This is a genomic window from Methanofollis ethanolicus (assembly GCF_001571385.1).
GTDB lineage: Archaea > Halobacteriota > Methanomicrobia > Methanomicrobiales > Methanofollaceae > Methanofollis > Methanofollis ethanolicus.
On the sequence record NZ_BCNW01000001.1, the window covers coordinates 1,424,262 to 1,447,283 of the forward strand.

A 23,022-nucleotide genomic window follows, 5' to 3' on the forward strand; every position below is an offset into this window, starting at 1 on the left:
TTTGAATGCAACAATTTTGGTATTTTAAAAATGAAATTTTGGTAATTCTGGGACAAATGGACCTATGTCCCCATCATGGCAGGATGTATTCCTGTCGGGGGAGGGAATCATGCGCATTGAAAATCTCGTACAGTTCCGGTGTTCCCGGGCAGGCCGTCAGGTCCCGGCGGCTTCGAGACCACAGGAAGTCATCGCAGGTCCTGCGATGTCATTTCAGTAAAAAAAAGATGGGAAAAGATTAGTTGTTCACTTTCCGTACTTCTTCTTCGGTCTGCTCGAACATCGAGATGATTTCAGGCTCGGGTTCCGGCGTGAGCATGCTCACGGCATAGATCGCGATGAGGGAGAGGACAAAACCCGGGATAATCTCATAGAGCCCGAAGAAACCGAACTGTTTCCAGATGAGGACAGTCAGTCCGCCGACGATCACACCGGCGAGAGCGCCCTGGCGTGTCGTCCTCTTCCAGAAGAGGCCCATCAGCAGGACAGGCCCGAACGCCGCGCCAAATCCTGCCCAGGCGTACGAGACGATGTTGAAGACGCTGCTTTCCGGGTCCAGGCCCAGAAGGATGGCGAAGACGGCGACAATAAGGACGGAGAAACGGCTGACCCAGATCAGTTCTCTGTCACTCGCACCTTTTCTGAAGAATGATTTGTACAGGTCCTGGGATACCGCTGATGCACTGACCAGCAACTGGGACGAGGCCGTGCTCATGATCGCCGCAAGGATACCGCAGAGGACGATCCCGGCGACAAAGGAGAAGAAGACCTCGCTGGTCATCACCATGAAGACGGTCTCCGCGTCAGGGCCGACCAGAGGCTGACTTAAGAAGACGCGGCCGATAAGCCCGATGGCAACGGCGGCGCAGAGAGAGATGATGACCCAGACCATGGCAATCGACCTGGCCTCCCCGATCTCCTCGGGTCTTTTGATTGCCATGAACCTGACAAGGATATGCGGCTGGCCGAAATAGCCGAGGGCCCATGCGAGCATGGAGATGATCGCGACAAAGGTCAGGGGGTCGCCTGTTTGTGCATCGGTGAAGGGGTCGAGCAGGGCCGGGTTGATCTCCTCAATGCCGCTGACCGTGGTGACAGGGCCGCCAATGAGGAATACCGCAAAGAGAGGTACCATCACAAGGGCAAAGAGCATCAGTGTCCCCTGGATGAAATCGGTCAGGCATACGGCCTTGAAACCGCCGGTAAATGTATAGGAGACGACGATCAGAGACCCGATCAGAAGGGCGACAGTATAGTCGATCCCGAAGACTGTGTTGAAGAGTTTCCCGCTGGCCACGAACTGCGCCGAGGTGTAGATCAGGAAGAAGATCAGGATGAATGCCGCTGCGATGCTGCTGATAAGGCCTGACCTGTCATTGAACCGGTTCCTGAAAAAGTCGGGCAGGGTGAGCGAATCGTTGGCCTGCTGGGTGTATATCCTGAGACGCTTCGCCACGAATTTCCAGTTCAGAAATGTCCCGATGATAAGGCCGAGGGCCACCCATCCTGCCTGCATGCCGGAGAGGTAGGCAAGGCCGGGGAGACCGATGAGCAACCACCCGCTCATATCCGATGCTTCTGCGCTGAGTGCCGCGACGTAGCGGTTCAGGCCCCGGTTGCCGAGGATGTAATCGCTGACGGTGTTTGTCTTGTTGTAATAGACAAAGCCGATCACAACCATGAGGCCGAGGTAAAGGATAAATGCGCCCAATATTTCTATGCCGTTACTGAACATGCTCTCTCCTGTATCTGATGCACTATGCCCGTCGTTCATGTGATTCTTAAAAAAAAGGGCAAATGAACATCCATTTGTAGAAATGTTCTCAGGAACAGTATTTATAGGGTTCGTACTCGACTCTGCCTCTCCGCATTCTGCATGGGGTCGTGTGGCTTCTCTTTCGAAAACAACCTCTTTCACGTCAGGAAGGAGGATACACTTCCCGCGTCTGTTCGAAACAATGGTGCAGGGGCATCCATGCGGGCTGTTTCGCCGGCCCGGCGCTGACGATCGCATCCGGCCCTGTCCGGTCGGGGGAGAGGACCGACCAGACGGGGCGGCCCGGTGGTTTCAGTGATGTTCCCTGTGCGAATCTCCGACCACACCCTGGGGCAGGCGTGACCGGCATCGCCCCCCGCGGGTGGCTGAGAATAGTCGCAGCAGGACAAAAATTTCTCTTCACGGAGAGGACTGAGCGACCGGGAATAATGGTTCTCCTTTTTTTTATTCTGTCGTCCCCGGCCTTTTCTCTTCAAAGCGGAGCAATGCCGTGGAGGGCTCCTCTCCGATCTGTCTCAGGGCTGATGAGAGGCGTTCGTCCACCCTGAGGCGACTGCCGGTCCTCTCCTGATATTCCCTGCGTACATAGGTGATATGGTCCCTGTACGTCATATCGCGGGTGATGAGGATGAGATCTTCATGCATATGGTCCAGGACCATTTCCCGGATCAATTCGTCGCCGATCATATCTTTTCTCTCGCGTTTCGGGGGGTTCCCGAGGATCTCTCTCTGACTGGCCTTTTCAAAATGGGCCCGTGTCCACTGTATCGCCGTGGTCTCCGGGTCGGCATAGAGGCGGGAAAGGGCGGTGAAGATCGGATCGCCGGTCGGATCTGCGATCATCATCCGGATATCGGCGACCAGATCCCTGATACTCCGGTTGTGCCCGCGCGCTGTTGCAGTCGGCAATGTTCCGGAGACTGCACCCGGAAATAGGGCATTTCATCTTCAGGGGCTGCTGCATTCCGGATCCGCCGTGTGCGAGAGTCAGGGGCCCTGTCCCTGTTAGGCAGGTACTCGTCAAAGTGACGTCTGGCAGGACCGGGGAGGCACGCACCTTCATGATGTTCCCGAATATCTCTTGCGGATCTTCTTTCGACTCGCACAGGGAGAGAAAGATGGTGGTGTCGATCATGATTCTGATCATCGCGGTCATCGGGCCATTGCCTCGTTTCCAGATACTATTGTCCGGGATGGCCGGCCTGCCGCCAGGCCCGGATGACACCGGGAATTTTTTGTCAATCTTATCGTCGCCCCTGTTTTGTTAGTGCGGCCAGATCTTTTTTTTATCCAGAATACCTTTGTTTTGTGCGATATTTTATGGTGAATTTTTGTTCATTGGGGGATATTCGATGAAATAATCGACCGATACTATATCCTGCCCTCCCAATCTGCAGGATTGGGGGGTGTGCCCGTCCATATTCTATAAATATTATGAGGGGTATGTTCTGCTCGGGGGGACCATGAAAAGAATACTACCCTGGTTTTTTATCCTGCTTCTGATTGTTGGCATGCTCTCAGTCACTGCAGGATGTACAGGATCGCAGCCCGGAGGACCGGAGACGACGACTCAACCCTTGCCCGCGACCACCGTGTCGCCCGGAGGGGTGGAGACGACCATGCCGCCGGTAGGAACAACGGAAACATTCGGAGTCCCTGTGGAAACCGAGACAATGGGGGTACCGCCGGGGACGGAGATCACCGAAGAGACGATGACTACCGAGGAGACGATGACTACCGAGGAGACGATGACTACCGAGGAGACGATGACTACCGAGGAGACGATGACTACCGAGGAGACGATGACTACTGAGGAGACGATGACTACCGAGGAGACGATGACTACCGAGGAGACGATGACTACCGAGGAGACGATGACCACCGAGGAGACAATGACTACCGAGGAGACAATGACTACCGAGGAGACGATGACTACCGAGGAGACGATGACTACCGAGGAGACCGTAACACTTGAGGAGATCGAGACCAATCAGACGTCATGACAGGGCACTATTGAAGGATGAGAAGCCCGCAATCACCATCCCACACGCAGGGACGGCCGGGGCATCGGAGATTCCCGGCCCCGGTCGGTCGATGGTTGCTATGTATGGTGGGGCAGAGCGTGCTTCTGACCTATTAATCTACTTTATTCTGACAGCATTCCTGCCCGTCCCTTTTATGCCCCGGCCAACCCGCGAGCGAATACACGCTCCCTGTTGAATGACTTTCTTTTCCAGGTCCTGCAGCGGAGCGGTCATCTTATGCCTCTTCCGGGAGAACATTTCTCTCAGATGGGAGACTACTTTGTCGGAGACGTCGTCCTTGCACCCATTCGGATAGGGAACTGGTCGGCCCGGAAGAACCGGCCTGTCATCGTCACCGGCGTCTGTGAGGGCGGTACCCTCCGCGTCTGTCCGGTGACCAGCAAAGAACCTGTCGACGCGCCCTTCAAACCGCTGGACCTCCTTGACTTTGCGAGCGGCGGCCTTGACCTCTTTGACGAAAGTTATGCGCTTGTCTCACAGGCCTGTACGATCCGGAAGACCGAGGTCGTCGGAAAGAAGGGACGGTTGACAGAGGAGTCGCTCGCCGCCATCCTCTCCCTGATGCCTGAGCGTTCCTCCCCGAAGAGGGGACGGTACAGGTGATCTCGGCCTGCTTTGCCCCTGTGGCGACGACCGGGCGGTCTTCAGGCGCCGCCTCGCTCTGGTGCGGCGATCCGGATAGCCCCGAGAAACGTTATCCTCTCGCGGGTCCAAGATCTCAGTGACGAGATATGAATCATACAAAGCGTCCGGTCGTCCTGATTCTCGGTGCCGGTGCGGTCGGCCTCTCCCTTGCCGGGAAGATGGCCTCGGTCGCCGAGGTCTATGCGGCATGCAGGCCCGGGCACGCCGCGGCGATCCGGGAGCACGGCCTGGTCATGGAGGGGATATGGGGAAATTTCTCTGTTCCGTCTCTCTCCTGTGTCGGAGGTCCGGCGGAGGCGCCGCCCGACCCCGACTATATCCTGATCACGGCGAAGGGCACAGACACACAGGCGATCTGTGATGAGTACGCCTCTGTCATCAGGGGACGCCCTGTGGCGACTCTCCAGAACGGCATCGGCAACGAGGAGGCCATCGCCCGGTATACCGGGGTCGTCATCGGCGGCACCGTGACCACCAACTTCTCCATCGTCGGGGACGGGCATGTCAGGGTGAAGAGCGAGAGCAGCCCGATGGTCTTTGGCCTCTGGTCGGGAGTGGATGGCGACGCCCTCGACGGCCTTGCGGCCCTCGTACAGGAGGCAGGGATCGCGGTCAGGACAAGCGGGGACATCCGCGCGGCAAAATGGACAAAGTCTCTCCTGAACCTCTCTGTCAACCCGATCTGCGCCCTCCTCTCCATCCCGGTGGGCGAGGCGGCAGACGACCACCTCAGGGATGTCATCGGCCACCTCATCCACGAGACCTTCGCCGTCATGGCGGCCGAGGGCGTCAGGGTGCCGTGGGCGACCGCCGAAGACTACCTTGCCCATCTCTTCGACGTCCAGATCCGTGATTTTTCCGCGGCATATCCCTCCATGTACTCTGACATCGCCTGCGGGAGACAGACCGAGATCGACCTCCTCAACGGGTATGTCGCCGCGCTGGGGGAGAAACACGGGATCCCCACGCCCTATAACGCGTGCATCGCAGACCTGATCCGGTACAGGCAGTCTGCCGGAGCAGGACGGCACTCCGCGGACGGCAGCGTGTGAATCTACAATAACCCTGTCCAGGATCCGCCTGCTCTCCGCCATCGCCGCGAGCGTGCGCTTCATGACCTTTCCATCATGCATCACTCGCCGCTCCCGGATCCCGGGTGGAGACCTGATACCACATTGATCACGGGTCGTCACCGGGGCCCATTGTGTCTGTGCCCCGGGATATCTGACCCTCGTGTCAAAGGTGATCGTGGGGGAAATTTAGAGCAGGGAGTCTATCAGGGGGATGCTCCAGGAGGAGACATGAGACAGGTGCGGCACGGCCTCAACACCCTCCCCTGCCTTCAGCGCCTGATAGGAATCAGGGGTTCCGGTGAGCGTGACGGTCACGGTTTTTGTCATCGATTCCCCCGGCGCGATGGTGCCGAACGTGACTTCTCCGGACTTGAGGTCTGACCCGACGGTACGGTCTGTCCAGTTTCCTCCCTGGCCCACCTGCTGCACTGTCACCGCGGCCCCCACGTCCCTGGCCTTGACGGTGCCAGTATTTGTCGCCGTAACCGGGACCTGGCACTCGACGGTCATGCCTGTGTCATTGTGACCTGTCACGGTGACGTCGCCCGTATCGAGGGTGACCGTCGCCTCCCCTCCGGTGCAGCCGCAGGTGAGGACGAGGCAGGTGAGTGCGGCGATAATCATGAATGGTGTACCTCTCATGTTCTTCCTTCCTGAGATCTCTTCTTTCCTCTCGCTGTGAACGGATTTATCTCTTCTGAAGTGGCCTGCAATCATCCGGAGAGGTTATAAAAAAGAGAACAGGAGTGGTCTGCCTGGCACACAGATGCGGGCCCTATGTCATGGCCATGGACGGGGCGTACGCCGGATAGGTCTGGACGTTCCTGATGTTTGCCTGTGTCATGTTGATGCCGGTCGTGTTGTCGGTGACGGTCTGCGGGTACGAGATCCCCTGTGCAATACCCTCACCCCAGGGTGCGATGGCGGTGCAGCGGAATGTGGTCCCGTTGTTCACCATGTCGGGAACGATCGGTTCGGCAGACTGGTAGTGGATGATGATGGGTTCGGCCGGCGTCGGTGTCATCGTCGGCGAGACATTGTCAGGCGACTCGTTGTCGGGCGAGACATTGTCCATGGAACTCACATTGATGTTGTAGTCCCCGTAGACAAAGAGGGATCCGGCAGGCACGGTCTTTCCTTCCTCGCCTCCCCAGGTGCCGTACAGCGTGGTCTCCTCTGTCAGGTTAACCATGAACCCGCCGTCACGGACGACCCAGCCCTCCGGCGGGACCGCCATGCCGGAGATGATGTAGGCCCTATCATCGTTTCTCGGGTCCACACCGTATGCCATTGGTTCTGGACTGTTCGTGGAGTTCAGGCCGAAGGTCTCGTTGAAGTACGCCGTTGCCTCTTCTTTGGTCATGTCGATATCTTCGTCGGTCCTTCCCATGATGTCCTTGTGGAACCACGTGGCAAGGTCGCCCTCTGCTGGTGGAACCGCCGGGTCATACTGCCCTGCCGCCATGAATACGACGACTTTGTCGAAGCCGCCGGGAGTGCTGGCAGAGGTGGCGGCATAGGCGACACCCGCCCCCGCGATCAGAAGGACCGCGAGAATGAATGGCGCCAGATATTTTTTCTTTATCATGCTCTTCCCCCCTTTTTGGGGCCACCGTGAGGTGGCACAGTGTACTCCGGACCTGCCACCGATCTCTGCCTGATATTTTTCCTGGCAGTGTGCGGTCCGGAAACGGATCCCTTTCAGTGGCAGTAAATATATAATTATCCTGCAATGGGCAAGATGGCGCCGTGTTCCACGTCTGGCGCGATTGTGCCTTCAATTCGGGATAGTGTTCCCGGTGAATTTTTTACTATGTCTGTCATCGAGTTTTTGGAACATGCCTTTTATGCGTGCGAAAATTTACATGGCATGTTTTATTTTACGTTTTTTTATGTCGGGCAATGGGGGAGGTATGATCTTTTATCGACGAGGTCATCCCCAAACTGATCCGAACCTTCATGCACGCCGATGAAAAGACGCACATTCGGTTCTGAAAAATCCTGTTCTGGCGTCTTGTCCGGGGGGTTTCACCCCCCGCCCTCGAAGACTTCGTCTTCTCATGCTCGCTAACGCTCGCACCCCCCCTCATTGCGATAGGGGGTGGATGGCAATCTCCTTCATCGGGATCTCTGGTCTCTCTTCCCCGACCCTATCCTGTTTCGGGGGTCTGGGGGCGTCAGTCCCCCGGCAGAGAGGTAGGGGAAGGCGGTGGTTTCGCACTATGCTTCAGGGAATTCAGGAAGATATCGACCCGATCATGATATTTTCTCCCGATCCCTACATGCAGAGATTGGTGAATGAACGAGAGTTTTGGGATGACCTCGACAATTATTCTGATGCCCCCTGAGGCCGCTGACCTGGAGAGTGAGGTGGTGCTGGTGACAGGATCCGGGCCAGGGTCGGTTTCATATGGCGTGCCGCCGATCGGCGTCCATGCGCGGCAAACGCGATTTCCTGGTCTTCATATTCATCCTGGTCTCTGCCTGTGTGGTGGCCTCGGCCCATGTTCCTCTCTGGGGCGTCGGCAATGACCACCCTGACAGCGCCCTCCCCATTGACGACCCGACAAAATCATGGGTCGTCTACGACGCCGTCGATGAGGGAGGGGAGGCGAGGTATTACCGGCTTGAGATGAAGGAAGGAGATGAACTCCGCCTCTCTCTCTTCACCCCGGAAAAGTCCTATTTTGTCCCTGGCGTTGTTGTGATGGGGCCGGGCATCGCCCCGTCGGGCGACCTCCCCGACTCTGTGGAGGTGCCGCCGGGTGCGGGGGCCGTCGTGGTCGCGGGAGTGCCGCCTGAACGGGCCGAGTACGAACCCTTCACCCCGGCAGCCCTGTACCCGGGTGCGACGTACTCGTCGGTGATCGCGGTGACAGGGACATATTATGTCGCCGTCTTCGCACCCGATACCGGCGGGACGTTCGGGCTTGCCGTCGGGTACCGCGAGGAATTTTCCGCGGCCGAGTGGGTGCTCGTCCCCCTCTCGGCGGTCGGCATCCACCTCTGGGAGGGGCAACCGCTGATCCTGGTCATCGCCCCCCTTGCGCTCACTCTCCTTGCGGGCATCGGCGTGCTGGCACGCCGCGGCGGCCGCTGCCGCACCCTTCCCGGCCAGGCAGGGCTTCTGGCATTTATGGCTGCCCTCCTCTTTATCGGCGGCGGTGCGATGACCCTCCTCCAGATGGGGATCGCCCTCTCAAAGACGGGGTATGACCCGTCGGCCCTTCTCACTCTTGCGTTTGCCCTCGTCCCCGTCCTCCTCGGTCTCCTGACCCTTCACCTCGGCCTGGAGAGGGAGACGGCCGGGCGGGCCCGGGGCGTGGCGATGGTCGGGATCGGGGTCGCGGGCCTTGTCTTCTGGGCCGGTCTGATCGCAGGGCCGGTCCTTGCCTGCGGTGCCGGATTCCTCTGGATCGTCGGGGGCGAGGGGAGATAGGCCCGGGTCAGGGGAAGAGCGCCTCAGGCCGGAAAAAAAGGGTTCTCGATTCTTCTTCAGGCGGCGGTGAATGTTCCTGAACTTATGGTGAAGAAGGCGACGAGTGCCGCAAGGGCGATGATCACCAGTACAATGAGGATGACCACCGGGATGAGGACCGCGACCGCGGCCTTGCCGGTGGTCGTGTCATGGAGTTCCCTGATGCCGATGATGTAGAGGACAAGGGACCAGAGCGCCGCGAGGATGCCGATGACGGGGATCCAGCTGAAGAGCATGGCCGGGGTTGCGCCGTAGATCATGGCGTTGATGGTCTGCCCGATGCCGTTGCCGCCGATGATAAGGGCGACGAAGATGTGGACGATGAGGCCGCAGACGAAGAGGCCGATGATCCCGCCGATGAAATTGCCGATGATCACTGCGATGCCGCCGGCGACGCCGACACCCATGCCGGGGATGCTGGTAGAGGCGCCGAGGCCGACCATGACCATCAGGCCGCTGAGGACGGAGTTGATGGCGAGGATTATGGCGAAGTACTTGAGTGCCTCGCCCATTTCGTCACTGTGTGCATTCCTGAATGCCGCTGCAGGGTCCATAATGAACCCCTTTGCCTTTTCGATGATGTCCTGTGACATTATATGTACACAGAGCGGTTTGGATTTATTGTTTTCTGCGCAATCTGCGGAGATGCGGAATTTCCCTCCCGGCGTACACTTATATGGGCGTATTTGATAGTCTCTGACATGGCGCGGGGACCTGCCCTCCTTCTTGAGCGCAGTATCGACAGGGAGTATACCCTGTCGCTCTGCCGGGAAGACCTCTCGGCCCTGTACCCCGGCATGGTCAGGTTCACCCTGACTCTCCGCACCGGGGGGGAGACGGTCGCGACCTTCCGCACCAACTCGTACGAATACTCCCCCACCGTCCCCCTCGACGCGGAGACGTCTGCACGACAGAAGGCGAAAGAGTGGGCGCAGGAACTCACGGCGCACCGTGAACGCTTTCTTGCGGCCGTCACGCGCCAGGCACCCTCGCGTTCTTTCCCTGCCAGAGACTGCGTCGTCCTCCAGGGGAGTCCGCGCCCTGACGGCAACTGCAGCATCCTTGCCGGATGGGCGGACGACGAGGTGCGTGGCATCGGAAAGACGGTGCAGGTGGTCTACCCCGACGACATGGGCATCCACCCCTGCATCGGCTGCTACCGGTGCTACAACACCGGCAGATGCACCTTCGACGACGACATGGCGGGGATCATCGGTGCCGTGAAGCACGCCTCTCTCCTCGTCGTCTGCTCGCCCGTCTACACCAACACCGTTCCCGGCGGGCTGAAGATCGTCCTCGACCGCTTCCAGGCGCTCCATGCGGAGAAGAACCTCTTCGAGAAGGGGCCAATGCCGAAGGGGGTGCTCCTCGCCGTCTGCGGCCGGAAAGGCGAGGCGAACTTCGCCTGCCTCACCGCGGTCGTCAGGGTGTGCATGGAGAACCTCGGGATTGGATACGCGGGCGAAGTGCTGGTGGACGGCGTCGACCGCGTGCGGGATGTCAGGACGGTGGAGGGACTCGAGGGACAGGTCAGGGCGGTCGTGAGGGGTGCATTTCATGGGGTGGCCAATGAGTCATGAATCCCTGTTTTCCGGAGGGTTTCCCGCCTCTTTCTCTTTTTTTGAGGGACCTTTCACGGCCTGACCGGTTTTTTTATCTCCCCCGGGGCGATATCAGGTGATCAGAGAATTGTGTGATTATCATGTTCAGGAAAGTGCTTTTCCCCACGGATTTCTCCGAATGCTCGTATAAGGCCCTTGACTGCGTGAGGCAACTCGCCCGTGCCGGCACCGGGGAGGTGGTGGTCGTCCACGTCCTGGACGAACGCGAGTTCGAACTCGCCAAGACCGAGATCGGATGGCTCGAAGGGGACAGGATGGTCGAGTACGACGCGAAGATCGAGAGGAGGATGCGGGAGAATGTCCGGGAAAAACTCGATGGGATCGCGGGCGTCATCCGCGAGGCCGGGATGAAGACCCGGGTGGAAGTTGCCAAGGGCGTGCCTTCGATCGAGATCCTGGCGATGGCAAAGCGCGAGGGCGTCTCCCTCATCGTCATGGGGAGCCACGGGCGGAGCAACCTCGCCGGCGTCGTGATGGGTTCGGTCTCCGAGGAAGTGGTCAGGAGGTCGAACGTGCCCGTGCTGATCGTGACCCGGGAGATGCAGAACGCCTGCACGTCCCGGTGAGAGATCTCCTGAAATTTTCATCTCCCTTATTCTGCCCGCGGGTCGTCGCCTCGATGCTGCCCTGCTGCCCCCGTCACTTTTTCTCCCCGCATAACTCGGTCTTCCGTTCCGTGGTGTCAGTCCTCTGCAGGTTCATCCTCTTCCTGATCCTGTATTTGTAGAACTCGTGGGAGGCGAAGAGGATCAGGGGGAAGGGGATGAGGAGGAGGAGATAGGGCGGTGGGACAGACGCCGTGTTGAAGATCACCTGGACGGCGCCGACATTCAGGAGCAGGAATATCCAGATCAGTTCGAGGACGACCGCCACGATGAGAAGGCGGTTCTTGAAGAGGCCTCTCTCGAATGCGGAAAACTCCCAGGACCGAAGGGTCCAGACATTGGCGAGTTGACAGGTCACCGCCCCGAGGAGGGTCATGGTCATCGCCTGCCTGTGGAGTTCGGTGCCGGTGATCGAGAGGTCGCCGTATTGCCAGCCGGAGAGGAAGAGAAAACCGAGGAAGGCCGACATCGCCGCGGTCGCCTCGATGATGCCGAGGAAGAAATAGCCGCGTTTGAAGACCTCGCGGTCGAGGATGCGGTCGTTCTTCACGACAGGCGGCATCTTCATGATGTCCCTCTCCGGCCGTTCGGAGCCGAGGGCGAGGCCGGGGAGCATGTCTGACCCGAGGTCGATGGAGAGGATCTGGATGACCGAGAGGGGGAGGGGGATCTTGAAGAAGAACTGGAGGATGTAGGGCACGATCTCCGGGACATTCGAGGCGAGGATGTAGGTGACGAACTTCTTGATGTTGAAGTAGACGGTCCGCCCCTCTTCGACGGCGGCGACGATCGAGCAGAAGTTGTCATCGACGAGGATCATGTCGGCCGCCTCCTTGGCGACCTCCGTCCCCTTCTTCCCCATCGAGATCCCGATGTCGGCCTTTTTCAGGGCCGGGGCGTCGTTGACGCCGTCGCCGGTCATTGCCACCACTTCCCCGTTCTCCTGGAGGGCGGTCGCGATCGCAAGTTTCTGGTCAGACTTGAGACGTGCGAAGAGGACGTCCTCGGTGCGGAGGATGTCCCTGAGGTCTGCCCCGGAGATCGCGCCGAGGTCGTCGCCGGTGATCACCCGGTCCACAGAGAGACCGATCTCCTCCGCCACGGCGCGGGCGGTGACGGGGTTGTCGCCGGTGAGGACCATCACCCTGATGCCGGCGACGCGGCATGTCCTGATCGCCTCGTAGACCTCGGCCCGCGGGAGGTCCATCAGGCCGACGAGGCCGAGGAAGACGAGGTCGCGCTCCTCCTCCCCCTCCTGATAGGCGACGGCGAGGAGGCGGTACGCCGCCCTTTCCATCTCGTCGGCCCGGGCGAGGACTCTCTGCTTCTCCCCCTCATCGAAGGGGACGACCCGGCCCTCCCCGTCGACGTATGTGGAGACCAGGCGGAGGACAACCTCGGGTGCGCCCTTCGTGAAGATGAACCTCCTGCCGTTCTTCTCGGTGATGGTGGACATCATCTTTCTCTCGCTGGAGAAGGGGATCTCCTCCACCTTCGCGTAGTCTCCCGGCCCGATCCCTGCTTTTCGCGCCGCGGCGACGATGGCGAGTTCTGTCGGGTCGCCGAAGGAGGTGCCGTCCTCGATCGTCGCCCGGCAGTTGAGGAGACCGGCGCGGAGGAAAAGGTCCAGACGGTCCCGTACCCCTGGCCTCTCTCCCCGGATCGTGAACTCGCCGGCGGCCAGGTAGCCCTCGCCGGTGATGGTGACGGTCTCCCCGCCGGCGAGGAAGATCTCCTTTGCCGTCATCTCGTTTCGCGTGAGGGTGCCTGTCTTGTCTGTGCAGATCACCGTCGTGCTCCCGAGTGTCTGGACGGAGTCGAGGTTCTTGATCAGGGCGTTCCGCCGCGCCATGTTCTGGCTGGCAAGGGAGAGGGAGAGGGTGATGGTCGGGAGCATGCCCTCCGGGACATTGGCGACGATGAGGGAGAGAGCGAAGATCGCCGCAACGAGGACGCCGAAACCGGCGAGGTAACCGAGGACGAAGAAAACGCCGCCGACGAGGACGGCGGCGATCGTCAGGATCCTGGTGATCCTGATGATCTCCAGTTGCATCGGGGTCGGGCGCTTCTTCACCTCCCTGGCGAGAGAGGCGATCCTGCCGAACTCGGTCTTCTGGCCCGTGGCATAGACGGCCGCGGTCCCGTTGCCCGAGAGGACGGTGGTCCCGGCGAAGACGACGTTCTTTGCGTCCAGGACGGTTTTCGCCTCCGAGGGGTCGGTCAGCCTCTTCTTCGGCCTCGACTCGCCGGTGAGCGTCGCCATGTCGACGTACAGCGAGTGCGCTTCAATGAGGACGGCGTCAGCAGCGATCCTGTCGCCCTCTTCGAGGAGGAGGATGTCGCCGGGCACGACCTCTCTCGCGTCCACCGTCCCGGCGGCACCGGCACGCCGCACCGTCACCATCGAGGGCATCAGCCTGAGCAGGGCCTCGACGGTCCGGTCGGCCTTGTACTCCTGCCAGAAGGCGAAGGTGGCGTTGATGACGACAGCCCCGAGGACCGCATACCCGAGGATGTCGTAGCCCTCGCCCGGTGCATAGCCGTCGGCGAGAAAGGAGAGGGCCGCGGCGACTTCGAGGAGGACCGCAAAAAACTGGACGTACTGCCGGAGATACTCTCTGGGGTAGTTCTTCCGCTCCAATTTCCTGATCTCGTTGGGGCCTCCGGCGGCAAGCCTCCTCCGTGCTTCCCCGATCGTCAGCCCCGTCTCGCCCGTCTCCAGTCGGGCAAGGAGTTCGTCGCGGTGAAGAGAGTGGATCGTCATGGGCGTCACCGGCAGGGCGCTGCCCTGCCCAGTCCACGTCCCGATCCTATTTAAGAAGTGGGGCGGGCGGCGAGGTACTCCCCGAACCTGGCGAGAGAGACCGGCATGTCGGCCCGCGCGAAACCGATCCTGACGTGGTGGTCGTCGTAACCGTCGTATTTGGTGGACGGCAGGAGGAGGACGCCGGCCTTCCTGATGGCGTCGAGGCAGAAGGCCTCCGCGCCCTCCCCGGCCAGGACGCGGGGGAAGGCGATCGCGCCTGCCCGCGGAGGGACCCAGGCGAGGACGTCGGCGTGATCCGCAAAGAACCTATCCAGGAGGGCGAGGTTCGAGCGTATGATCCCGAGGTTCCTCGCCACGACTGCGTCCCGGTGCCTGAGGGCGAGGGCGGCGAGGAACTCGGAGGGGGCGCTTGCGCAGATGGTGGTGTAGTCCTTGAGGGCCGCCATCTTCCGGAGGAGGTCGGTGTCCTCCGTCGCCGTCCACCCGATCCGCAGGCCGGCAAGCCCGAAGGCCTTGGACATGACGCCGACCGAGATCCCCTTCTCGTAGAGGTCGGCCATCGGCGGGAGGCGGTCTTTCGGGTCGTATTCGAGGCCGCGGTAGACTTCGTCGGAGAAGACATGGATGTCCGCGTCTTCGGCGATGTCCCGCACGGCCACAAACTCTTCCCGCGTCATGAGGGAACCTGTCGGGTTGTGGGGGGTGTTGAGCACGATCGCCTTCGTCTTCGGGGTGATGCTCTCCTTGAGGGCCTCGATGTCCGGCCTCCAGCCGTCGTCGTCGTGCATCATCCAGGGGACGACACGAGCGCCGGCGCCCCGCGCCACCTCGTGGAGGGACTGGTAGGCCGGACAGGGGACGATCACCTCGTCGCCGGGCGAGAGCATGGCGTTCATGCAGAGGAAGATCGCCTCCTCGGCCCCGGCGGAGACGAGGATGTTGTCGGTTCCGGCCGAGGCGTAGAGGCCCGCGATCTCCTGCCGCAGTTCGATGCCGCCCGGCGCCTCGGTGTAGTTGAGGCGGAGGTCCATGAACCTCTCCACGGCCCCCTCCTCGTGGGCGAGGAGGTCGGCGACGCTCACCGACTCGCAGTCGGATGTGCAGAGGAGGTGGGGGGCGGTGAACTCGTGCTGTGCGAAAAAGCGTTCGAGGGCGAAGTCGCGGAGTTGCATGAGGGACGAGGTTGCCCGCGGAGGGGCATAAGGGTTGCGGGGTTGGGGCTTTGGGGCAGGGTCGTTTATTTAATGTCCACATACCGTGAAGGGTGCGACGATCACGAACGACCCGTAAGTATCCGGGGCTGGTTTCAATCCACGCACCCGCGAAGGGTGCGACCATGATGCACACCAAATCCCTGATGGGACTACTGTTTCAATCCACGCACCCGCGAAGGGTGCGACTCACCGCCCCTTTCGCAACGGCGGCGGATGCGGTGTTTCAATCCACGCACCCGCGAAGGGTGCGACGGCGGCGGCCGACGTGCTTCTCCCCTTGGACGCGGTGTTTCAATCCACGCACCCGTGAAGGGTGCGACGTCTCGACAGACCCGACCTACACCGCAGCCTCGCTCGTTTCAATCCACGCACCCGTGAAGGGTGCGACACAAAACTACGATCGCCATCCCTGTAGAGGGGTGGTTTCAATCCACGCACCCGTGAAGGGTGTGACCGGGGAACCGGGGCGGGGCCTGGTGCCCCGAGGAGTTTCAATCCACGCACCCGTGAAGGGTGCGACTGTCTTCATCTCCGCTCCCTCCACCCAACGCCCTGTTTCAATCCACGCACCCGTGAAGGGTGCGACGTATCTGGGAATTTGAGTGCGGTTAAATTTACAGGTTTCAATCCACGCACCCGTGAAGGGTGCGACGGTCTCGGCCGTGTTTGTTACTGGGTCGATGATTAGTTTCAATCCACGCACCCGTGAAGGGTGCGACCGTGCCCCAGACGAGATTAAGGCTCGCGTCTTCTAAGTTTCAATCCACGCACCCGTGAAGGGTGCGACCCTGCGCTTCGTGTTTTGGGGCCTGCGGAAACTCGTTTCAATCCACGCACCCGTGAAGGGTGCGACCATTTGGTCCTTCTGAACGCGGAGGTTAGCCATTAGTTTCAATCCACGCACCCGTGAAGGGTGCGACTTTACCAGTCTATGCTCCTCTAGGTTTCCTGTCAGTTTCAATCCACGCACCCGTGAAGGGTGCGACACCCTAAGATTTTGGGTCTGTCTGGCAAGCGAGTTGTTTCAATCCACGCACCCGTGAAGGGTGCGACGAGGTATGATCATGAGGTCGCGCGCGCGCTCACCGAGTTTCAATCCACGCACCCGTGAAGGGTGCGACTTGTACAGGTGCAGAGTATACGAGTCGAATCCAGGTTTCAATCCACGCACCCGTGAAGGGTGCGACATGAGTAACGCAGAAGCCGCGGCGTGGATTAAAGCGTTTCAATCCACGCACCCGTGAAGGGTGCGACTTCGTTCTGAATATCTCCTACCCCAGGATACTGCGAGTTTCAATCCACGCACCCGTGAAGGGTGCGACGAGGATATCTACTATCGCCCGCTGCTTAAACTGGTTTCAATCCACGCACCCGTGAAGGGTGCGACGGTGTTGTTTAACCCATTCTTTGTTCTTTTTGTGGTTTCAATCCACGCACCCGTGAAGGGTGCGACGATCTGAGAGAATCATCCTGAAAAGCATTCGGATGTTTCAATCCACGCACCCGTGAAGGGTGCGACTCGCCGTTTGGGTTCGGTAACGCTGTGCCTGAAGTTTCAATCCACGCACCCGTGAAGGGTGCGACTAAATGAGCACACCACCCGCGAGCCGAGATTACTCGTTTCAATCCACGCACCCGTGAAGGGTGCGACGGTCTCAGCGGTATTTGTAACTGGGTCGATAATAAGTTTCAATCCACGCACCCGTGAAGGGTGCGACGTCGTGTATGCCTGGTGTGACCGCTGGCTCGACAGTTTCAATCCACGCACCCGTGAAGGGTGCGACGCCCCAGACGAGATTAAGGCTCGCGTCTTCTAAGTTTCAATCCACGCACCCGTGAAGGGTGCGACCACAGGGACGGGAGGTTCTGTTTCTCGACCGACAGGTTTCAATCCACGCACCCGTGAAGGGTGCGACATAATCTGAGATTAATTAGCGAGGCAGAATAAATGTTTCAATCCACGCACCCGTGAAGGGTGCGACCGGCTGTATAACCGTGCAATCGGAGATCCCTCTCTGTTTCAATCCACGCACCCGTGAAGGGTGCGACCGCATGACCGTTGGCGCTATGATCGACATTGAAGTTTCAATCCACGCACCCGTGAAGGGTGCGACGGCCCCCGCCGCCAATGTGGCATGGTACTCTGCTCGGTTTCAATCCACGCACCCGTGAAGGGTGCGACTTGCCTGGCGCACCATTAACATGGATCTCGTTTGTTTCAATCCACGCACCCGTGAAGGGTGCGACCTGCAGTAACGTCTCTGCCAGTAGGATGTTTAAGTGTTTCAATCCACGCACCCGTGAAGGGTGCGACAAAGTCCCACTTTTTCGGCAGTCTTCTTCATTTCGGTTTCAATCCACGCACCCGTGAAGGGTGCGACATCGATTTTATCTTTTCTGGCATGTCCGCTCCTCTGTTTCAATCCACGCACCCGTGAAGGGTGCGACTCAGTGCCAGGGCGCGCGCACGGTTCCCGTTCGGTTTCAATCCACGCACCCGTGAAGGGTGCGACTCCTGCACCGCTGCGAGGCTCTCGGCACCACCGAGGTTTCAATCCACGCACCCGTGAAGGGTGCGACCTCGTATCCACCGAGGGGTACTACACCAACCTGAAGTTTCAATCCACGCACCCGTGAAGGGTGCGACCCTGAAGGGGGTCTTCAACGCAGATTACGCCCTTGTTTCAATCCACGCACCCGTGAAGGGTGCGACATCCAGAATGCGAGCAAGCCGAGGAAGCAGAGAGGTTTCAATCCACGCACCCGTGAAGGGTGCGACATAGGGGGAAAGTGTACCGAGTGTACCGGGCTCATGTTTCAATCCACGCACCCGTGAAGGGTGCGACGATCCGGTCCCTCACATCATCCCGCTGTGAGCGAGTGTTTCAATCCACGCACCCGTGAAGGGTGCGACCCGGGCGAAGGTGACGAATCTGGAGGCCATGCAGGTTTCAATCCACGCACCCGTGAAGGGTGCGACGAGGCCGCCCCAGCGGTGAACCTTATCTCGATCCCGTTTCAATCCACGCACCCGTGAAGGGTGCGACTCTTCGAGGACCGTGATCTGCAGATCCATGCCCCAGTTTCAATCCACGCACCCGTGAAGGGTGCGACACATCGTCGTCGTGTCGATCATTGACTGCGAGAAGTTTCAATCCACGCACCCGTGAAGGGTGCGACGGTAGACAGGCAACGTCGAGCCGCGCTTGAATTGTTTCAATCCACGCACCCGTGAAGGGTGCGACTACGGATCAACAGGGCCGACAAGGCCCTCCTTGACGTTTCAATCCACGCACCCGTGAAGGGTGCGACCGGGGGGTGACATGTGACCGCTGCGAGAGGGGCAAGTTTCAATCCACGCACCCGTGAAGGGTGCGACACTGTCGGTAGAGAGGGCGTTGATCTGAAGGTTACGGTTTCAATCCACGCACCCGTGAAGGGTGCGACGGCCAGAGTACGCGGCCCGCACCCGGCGCGCGGTAGTTTCAATCCACGCACCCGTGAAGGGTGCGACGGGCGGATGACCGACGAAACAGTTGATCCTCTCCCGGGGTTTCAATCCACGCACCCGTGAAGGGTGCGACCTGGCATTCCTCGCGGCATTTACGAGGATTTCATGTTTCAATCCACGCACCCGTGAAGGGTGCGACGATATAGTCCCACACTGCAGAGTCGGGCCAGTCTAGTTTCAATCCACGCACCCGTGAAGGGTGCGACCTTCCAGGGGTGTCATCGGCGTGCTGTGGACACGGTTTCAATCCACGCACCCGTGAAGGGTGCGACACCAAAAATCCGAATGCCTCTTCTGCCGCCACGCCCGTTTCAATCCACGCACCCGTGAAGGGTGCGACCCTGCGGATTTCGAGCATGTTCTCGATTTTCCGCATGTTTCAATCCACGCACCCGTGAAGGGTGCGACCCCCGCGATGCAAGCCGCAGAGACTATAGTCTCAGTTTCAATCCACGCACCCGTGAAGGGTGCGACATGTTAAATACCTTGCCTTCGAGCGCCCCCCTGTAGTTTCAATCCACGCACCCGTGAAGGGTGCGACGAGGAGGTCGCCTAAAAAATGACGGATACAGACGGTTTCAATCCACGCACCCGTGAAGGGTGCGACCCGAGATCCCGGTCGGTTCTGCTGTCATCAGTCCGTTTCAATCCACGCACCCGTGAAGGGTGCGACGGTCCAGAAAGACGATTGGGAATGGGGCATGTGAGTTTCAATCCACGCACCCGTGAAGGGTGCGACGCGGGGTGGCGCTGATGGCAGTCTCAAAGATCTGGTTTCAATCCACGCACCCGTGAAGGGTGCGACAGGGCTCGCTCCCCGATGCGGGCCGCAGAGCACTGGTTTCAATCCACGCACCCGTGAAGGGTGCGACTCTGGATGCTGCGGATTCGATTTCCATCTCGTCAGTTTCAATCCACGCACCCGTGAAGGGTGCGACCGTTCAGCATCGGGGCGAAAAGCCCGTCTCCGTCAGTTTCAATCCACGCACCCGTGAAGGGTGCGACGATCCAGTTCCAGAACCGGACCGTTGTATCGACGAGTTTCAATCCACGCACCCGTGAAGGGTGCGACCGCAAACACTCTAGATCAATGTCATGCCCGCAATAAATAGATGTGCATAGGATTCGCCAGATACATAACCCCAATTCGCAGATCGCGAATAAGTTAAACAATATAAGAACAAAATATATATTAGAACATATCTTGAAGACAACTTCTCATTTCTTTTTTGGTATGCCTATCCTGCCGGCCCAGGGGTAAAATCATATATATAACCGATTCATTTCTCCTGCGAAGCCTCCGGGAAAAGATGATCACTTCAGGTTCGCAAAGGTTATGCAACTAATAATCCTTCCGGATCATACCCCTCTTTCGCACCGAAGTGCTCGACCCTGTGTTGCCAGTTCTTTCCCAGATAATAGAACCTGAGACTATCCTTCTCATCGTCTATGATGGCGCACAACGAATGTTTCAGTTTCGCAAACTGTGCAGGATCCAGAAGGCATTCAAATACGGAATTTTGTACCCTCTGTCCATAATTGACACACTCCTTTGCCACCTTTCTCAGTCTTTTCTTCCCTTCATTGGATTCCGTATTCACGTCATACGTGACCAGCACCATCATGCAACACACCTCAATTCATAAAAAACGGCGGATAGCCGTCAATGTCGCCCCGTAAAAATCTGGCCAGCAGCATCGCCTGCACATAGGGGATCAGCCCGACAGGTATCTTCTCCTTCAGGTACGGGTGAGTGATCGGATCCTGTTTCCTCTTCTGCCAGGCCCCAAGGATCTCTTTCTTACCTGTGTCAGTCATAAGGACGCCGCCATTCTCCTTCCTGACAAAATCGGATCCCTTCACCTGCTTTAGATTCACCAGATTCAGTGCAAGGCGATCCGCCATAAAAGGCCGGAGTTCTTCCATCAGGTCAAGTGCCAGGCCAGGTCTTCCTGGCCTGTCCGTGTGGAAAAACCCGACATAGGGGTCAAGCCCCACCGTTTCCAGGGCAGACTCGACATCATGGGCGAGCAGGGTGTACAAAAACGAGAGCAGTGCATTCATGTTGTCACGGGGAGGCCTTCGATTCCGCTCTGTTATAAAAAAATCATCCTTCTGCTTGAGTATCAGTTCGTCAAGCGCACCAAAATAAAATTTTGCACAGTTCCCCTCGATGCCGCGGAGAGAATCAGAATTTGTACAGTCATCAATACTCTGGAGGTTCTCGATCAGTAGGGCATCCACCGACCGGATCGTATCGCACCGGATGGCATCGCCGTGATCACGGAGACTTCGTCCAAGAACTGTCCTGCAATTTACAATCTTTCCAATGATGAAACACCGGGCAATATTCACAGACTCTCCGGCATTGTCGGCCACGCGATACTGGGTTCTTCGCAGGAGCACATTTCCTCGCACCCTCCCGTGAACTCTTGCAAGAAATCTTCCCGATGGCGTCAGAAATGATAAACCGACGTTATTATCCGCACACAGTCGCATCAGTTGAGGGCTTGCCCCCATATATCCCAGACAGACGATGCCCTCAAGGTTGTGTATGGGAATCCGGAATCTCTCCTCACTGTTGACCTTAACCACGACATTCTCACCGTCCCTGAGGAGATAGGATTCAGGAGTGGTCACGTAGAGTGTATTCAGCAGTTTTCTCATGAGCGAAGTGTCCCTGATCCTGGAATGCACCCGAGAAAATATAAATGCTACGAAAAAATTGCAAAAATAATAACGGCCATTTTTCAGATATCGTTTGCACACGCATCTCTCACGTGTTTTCTGACATACCTTTCAACAGAGATCTTTTTCTGTGTCAGTTTTGGCATGCACACATCCACCAGAGAGCAATATGTACAGTTCTTTGAACTCTCTGCAGCAGGAGTGATCCCTTTCCTGAAATGATCGTGCATTTCCTCGGACAGAGAGACAACACGCTCTCTCAATTCGTTGGTCAGTCTGAGAGGAACCCGTCTGCGAATTTCATTGTAGTAAAAATCGCCGGTCTCGACTCCGACAGCGAACATCTCTTCCAGACACATTGCCTGTGCACATAACTGTACCTCGTCGCGCTCGTCGATCTTCGGTTTCCCTCTTTTATATTCCACAGGATGTATTCTCCAGAGACCTTCATAACCCGGAAGAACGATGCCATCTTCAGAGCGGATGTATTCGATCACGTCGGCCACACCATAGAAGCCGAGCGTATATGAAACGAGAGGAAAAGCCCGTGATATGACAACGTCGCCCCTGCTCTCGGAAAAGAACGGATCATCCACGCGTTCGTGCAAAAAGTGGCCCTCGGTTGTCCGCAGGTTGTCTTCCCACTGGCGTTCGACATGGATCAACGCCCATTGACGCCTGCAAAAACAAAAGTGTTGTATGCCGGAGAGAGACAACAGCTCGTCATCGGCATACCTTCTGTCTCTCATAATTTTTCGATCATCTCGACGCCGTCAGGCATGTCCTTGGCGATGGTGACCGTGTAGTCGCCGAAAGACCGCGGGGGCAGGTCACCTGACAGACGCTCCACGTTGATTTTGTCAAAGAGGATATGGGACTGGCAGCAGCCAAGCGCACTGTTATGCTTGAAGACGATCAGCTTGCGTGCAGACATCTTCCCCCGTGATGCCGAGTGGTCGTGCTCGAACATATTGACCAGGCTGTCCCAGAGGAGGTCCAGGTCGTCCTCGGTAAATCCGGTCGTCTTCTGGGCAAGGTTCGCGGAGATGTAGCCCTCGGCACGGTACAGTGCATAGGGCACGATCTGCTTCTTGCCCATTGTCTGGCCCTTTTCCGCGTCTTTCTCGTTGGCGACCGCGCAACGGGTGACCGTCACCTCCTGCTGGAAGATGGGATCCATGCTCCGGGAAAAATTGATCTGCACAGGGCCCCTGACCTGCCCGCAGTTGACCTCGGTGGTCATGACGGCGCCGAAGGCACGGATATCGAAGAAATTCCGGCACATGAATTTCGTCAGCTCCATGTCTTTCGGTTTGTTTTTGGAGGGCTCTATCCCGAGATGGTCATAGGCTTTCTTATGCTGATTATTGAGGACAGCCCCGGATTTAACGTAGATCTCATACCCCTGCTCGTCGCCTTTGACCATCTCGACATAATCCCTGATCTTTCTCTTCAGGCAGACGTCGGTGACGATGCCATACCCTGTCTGCGGGTCGACCCGTGGCATGTTGCCCATATCGGGGTCGCCATTCGGGTTTCCGTTCTCGATGTCAAACAGCAGTACAAACTCGTATCGGTTCTGGATAATTTCGCTCAT

General features: G+C 58.5%; 18 protein-coding genes and 1 CRISPR repeat array. Of the genes, 7 read left to right on the forward strand and 11 right to left on the reverse strand.

Features of this window, described 5'->3' with window-relative positions; genetic code table 11:
• Positions 1-238 precede the first annotated feature (238 nt).
• Together putP and MEFOE_RS07065 are read right to left on the reverse strand one after the other, a co-directional pair.
• Positions 239-1,735, reverse strand: a complete 1,497-nt coding sequence (putP, locus tag MEFOE_RS07060; RefSeq protein WP_067050248.1) for a sodium/proline symporter PutP — start codon at positions 1,733-1,735, stop codon at positions 239-241.
• 486 nt (positions 1,736-2,221) lie between these two features.
• Positions 2,222-2,623, reverse strand: coding sequence for a hypothetical protein (locus MEFOE_RS07065; protein ID WP_153015895.1), 402 nt, complete (start codon positions 2,621-2,623; stop codon positions 2,222-2,224).
• A gap of 665 nt (positions 2,624-3,288) precedes the next feature.
• Here MEFOE_RS07065 and MEFOE_RS07075 point away from each other — a divergent pair.
• The 3 genes from MEFOE_RS07075 to MEFOE_RS07085 all read left to right on the forward strand — a co-directional run bounded on the left by MEFOE_RS07075 (position 3,289) and on the right by MEFOE_RS07085 (position 5,519).
• Positions 3,289-3,780 carry a hypothetical protein gene (locus tag MEFOE_RS07075; RefSeq protein WP_153015896.1) on the forward strand — a complete coding sequence of 164 codons (492 nt, stop codon included), beginning with the start codon at positions 3,289-3,291 and terminating at the stop codon, positions 3,778-3,780.
• A gap of 288 nt (positions 3,781-4,068) precedes the next feature.
• A complete protein-coding gene (locus MEFOE_RS07080) occupies positions 4,069-4,425 on the forward strand; it encodes a type II toxin-antitoxin system PemK/MazF family toxin (RefSeq protein ID WP_067050260.1) in 357 nt (118 codons plus the stop codon).
• 128 nt (positions 4,426-4,553) lie between these two features.
• Complete coding sequence (locus MEFOE_RS07085; protein WP_067050263.1) at positions 4,554-5,519, forward strand: ketopantoate reductase family protein; 966 nt, start codon at positions 4,554-4,556, stop codon at positions 5,517-5,519.
• A gap of 207 nt (positions 5,520-5,726) precedes the next feature.
• Here the strand turns inward: MEFOE_RS07085 and MEFOE_RS07090 are convergent, their stop codons facing one another.
• A complete protein-coding gene (locus tag MEFOE_RS07090; RefSeq protein ID WP_153015897.1) occupies positions 5,727-6,164 on the reverse strand; it encodes a hypothetical protein in 438 nt (145 codons plus the stop codon).
• A gap of 151 nt (positions 6,165-6,315) precedes the next feature.
• Positions 6,316-7,128, reverse strand: coding sequence for a hypothetical protein (locus MEFOE_RS07095; protein WP_067050269.1), 813 nt, complete (start codon positions 7,126-7,128; stop codon positions 6,316-6,318).
• Between the two features lie 634 nt (positions 7,129-7,762).
• Here MEFOE_RS07095 and MEFOE_RS14615 point away from each other — a divergent pair.
• The gene (locus MEFOE_RS14615) at positions 7,763-7,888 is read left to right on the forward strand and encodes a hypothetical protein (RefSeq protein WP_268872617.1); all 126 of its coding nucleotides are present in this window, start codon (positions 7,763-7,765) and stop codon (positions 7,886-7,888) included.
• Positions 7,889-7,974: 86 nt separating this feature from the next.
• Positions 7,975-8,979 (forward strand): hypothetical protein, encoded by a 1,005-nt coding sequence (locus tag MEFOE_RS07100; RefSeq protein WP_067050272.1) that lies wholly within the window; start codon positions 7,975-7,977, stop codon positions 8,977-8,979.
• A gap of 56 nt (positions 8,980-9,035) precedes the next feature.
• Here MEFOE_RS07100 and MEFOE_RS07105 read toward each other — a convergent pair whose 3' ends face one another.
• A complete protein-coding gene (locus MEFOE_RS07105) occupies positions 9,036-9,611 on the reverse strand; it encodes a YIP1 family protein (RefSeq protein WP_067050274.1) in 576 nt (191 codons plus the stop codon).
• 108 nt (positions 9,612-9,719) lie between these two features.
• Between MEFOE_RS07105 and MEFOE_RS07110 the strand changes: the two genes are divergently transcribed.
• Both MEFOE_RS07110 and MEFOE_RS07115 read left to right on the forward strand, forming a co-directional pair.
• Complete coding sequence (locus tag MEFOE_RS07110; RefSeq protein WP_067050277.1) at positions 9,720-10,598, forward strand: flavodoxin family protein; 879 nt, start codon at positions 9,720-9,722, stop codon at positions 10,596-10,598.
• A gap of 122 nt (positions 10,599-10,720) precedes the next feature.
• Positions 10,721-11,206 carry a universal stress protein gene (locus MEFOE_RS07115; RefSeq protein ID WP_067050280.1) on the forward strand — a complete coding sequence of 162 codons (486 nt, stop codon included), beginning with the start codon at positions 10,721-10,723 and terminating at the stop codon, positions 11,204-11,206.
• Positions 11,207-11,279: 73 nt separating this feature from the next.
• On the opposite strand, the gene MEFOE_RS07120 is transcribed toward MEFOE_RS07115, so the two are convergent.
• The 6 genes from MEFOE_RS07120 to cas7c all read right to left on the reverse strand — a co-directional run bounded on the left by MEFOE_RS07120 (position 11,280) and on the right by cas7c (position 23,022).
• The gene (locus tag MEFOE_RS07120; RefSeq protein ID WP_067050285.1) at positions 11,280-14,009 is read right to left on the reverse strand and encodes a cation-translocating P-type ATPase; all 2,730 of its coding nucleotides are present in this window, start codon (positions 14,007-14,009) and stop codon (positions 11,280-11,282) included.
• Between the two features lie 50 nt (positions 14,010-14,059).
• Positions 14,060-15,184 carry an aminotransferase class I/II-fold pyridoxal phosphate-dependent enzyme gene (locus MEFOE_RS07125; RefSeq protein ID WP_067050287.1) on the reverse strand — a complete coding sequence of 375 codons (1,125 nt, stop codon included), beginning with the start codon at positions 15,182-15,184 and terminating at the stop codon, positions 14,060-14,062.
• Between the two features lie 131 nt (positions 15,185-15,315).
• A CRISPR array of direct repeats spans positions 15,316-19,809; the repeat unit is 32 nt; unit sequence GTTTCAATCCACGCACCCGTGAAGGGTGCGAC.
• 262 nt (positions 19,810-20,071) lie between these two features.
• A complete protein-coding gene (gene cas2 / locus MEFOE_RS07130) occupies positions 20,072-20,362 on the reverse strand; it encodes a CRISPR-associated endonuclease Cas2 (protein ID WP_067050289.1) in 291 nt (96 codons plus the stop codon).
• A 10-nt stretch (positions 20,363-20,372) separates the two neighbouring features.
• Positions 20,373-21,404 carry a type I-C CRISPR-associated endonuclease Cas1c gene (gene cas1c / locus MEFOE_RS07135; RefSeq protein WP_067050294.1) on the reverse strand — a complete coding sequence of 344 codons (1,032 nt, stop codon included), beginning with the start codon at positions 21,402-21,404 and terminating at the stop codon, positions 20,373-20,375.
• A gap of 83 nt (positions 21,405-21,487) precedes the next feature.
• Positions 21,488-22,174, reverse strand: coding sequence for a CRISPR-associated protein Cas4 (gene cas4, locus MEFOE_RS07140; RefSeq protein WP_067050297.1), 687 nt, complete (start codon positions 22,172-22,174; stop codon positions 21,488-21,490).
• Positions 22,171-23,022 carry a type I-C CRISPR-associated protein Cas7/Csd2 gene (cas7c, locus tag MEFOE_RS07145; protein ID WP_067050300.1) on the reverse strand — a complete coding sequence of 284 codons (852 nt, stop codon included), beginning with the start codon at positions 23,020-23,022 and terminating at the stop codon, positions 22,171-22,173. Before cas7c ends, cas4 begins: the two co-directional genes overlap by 4 nt.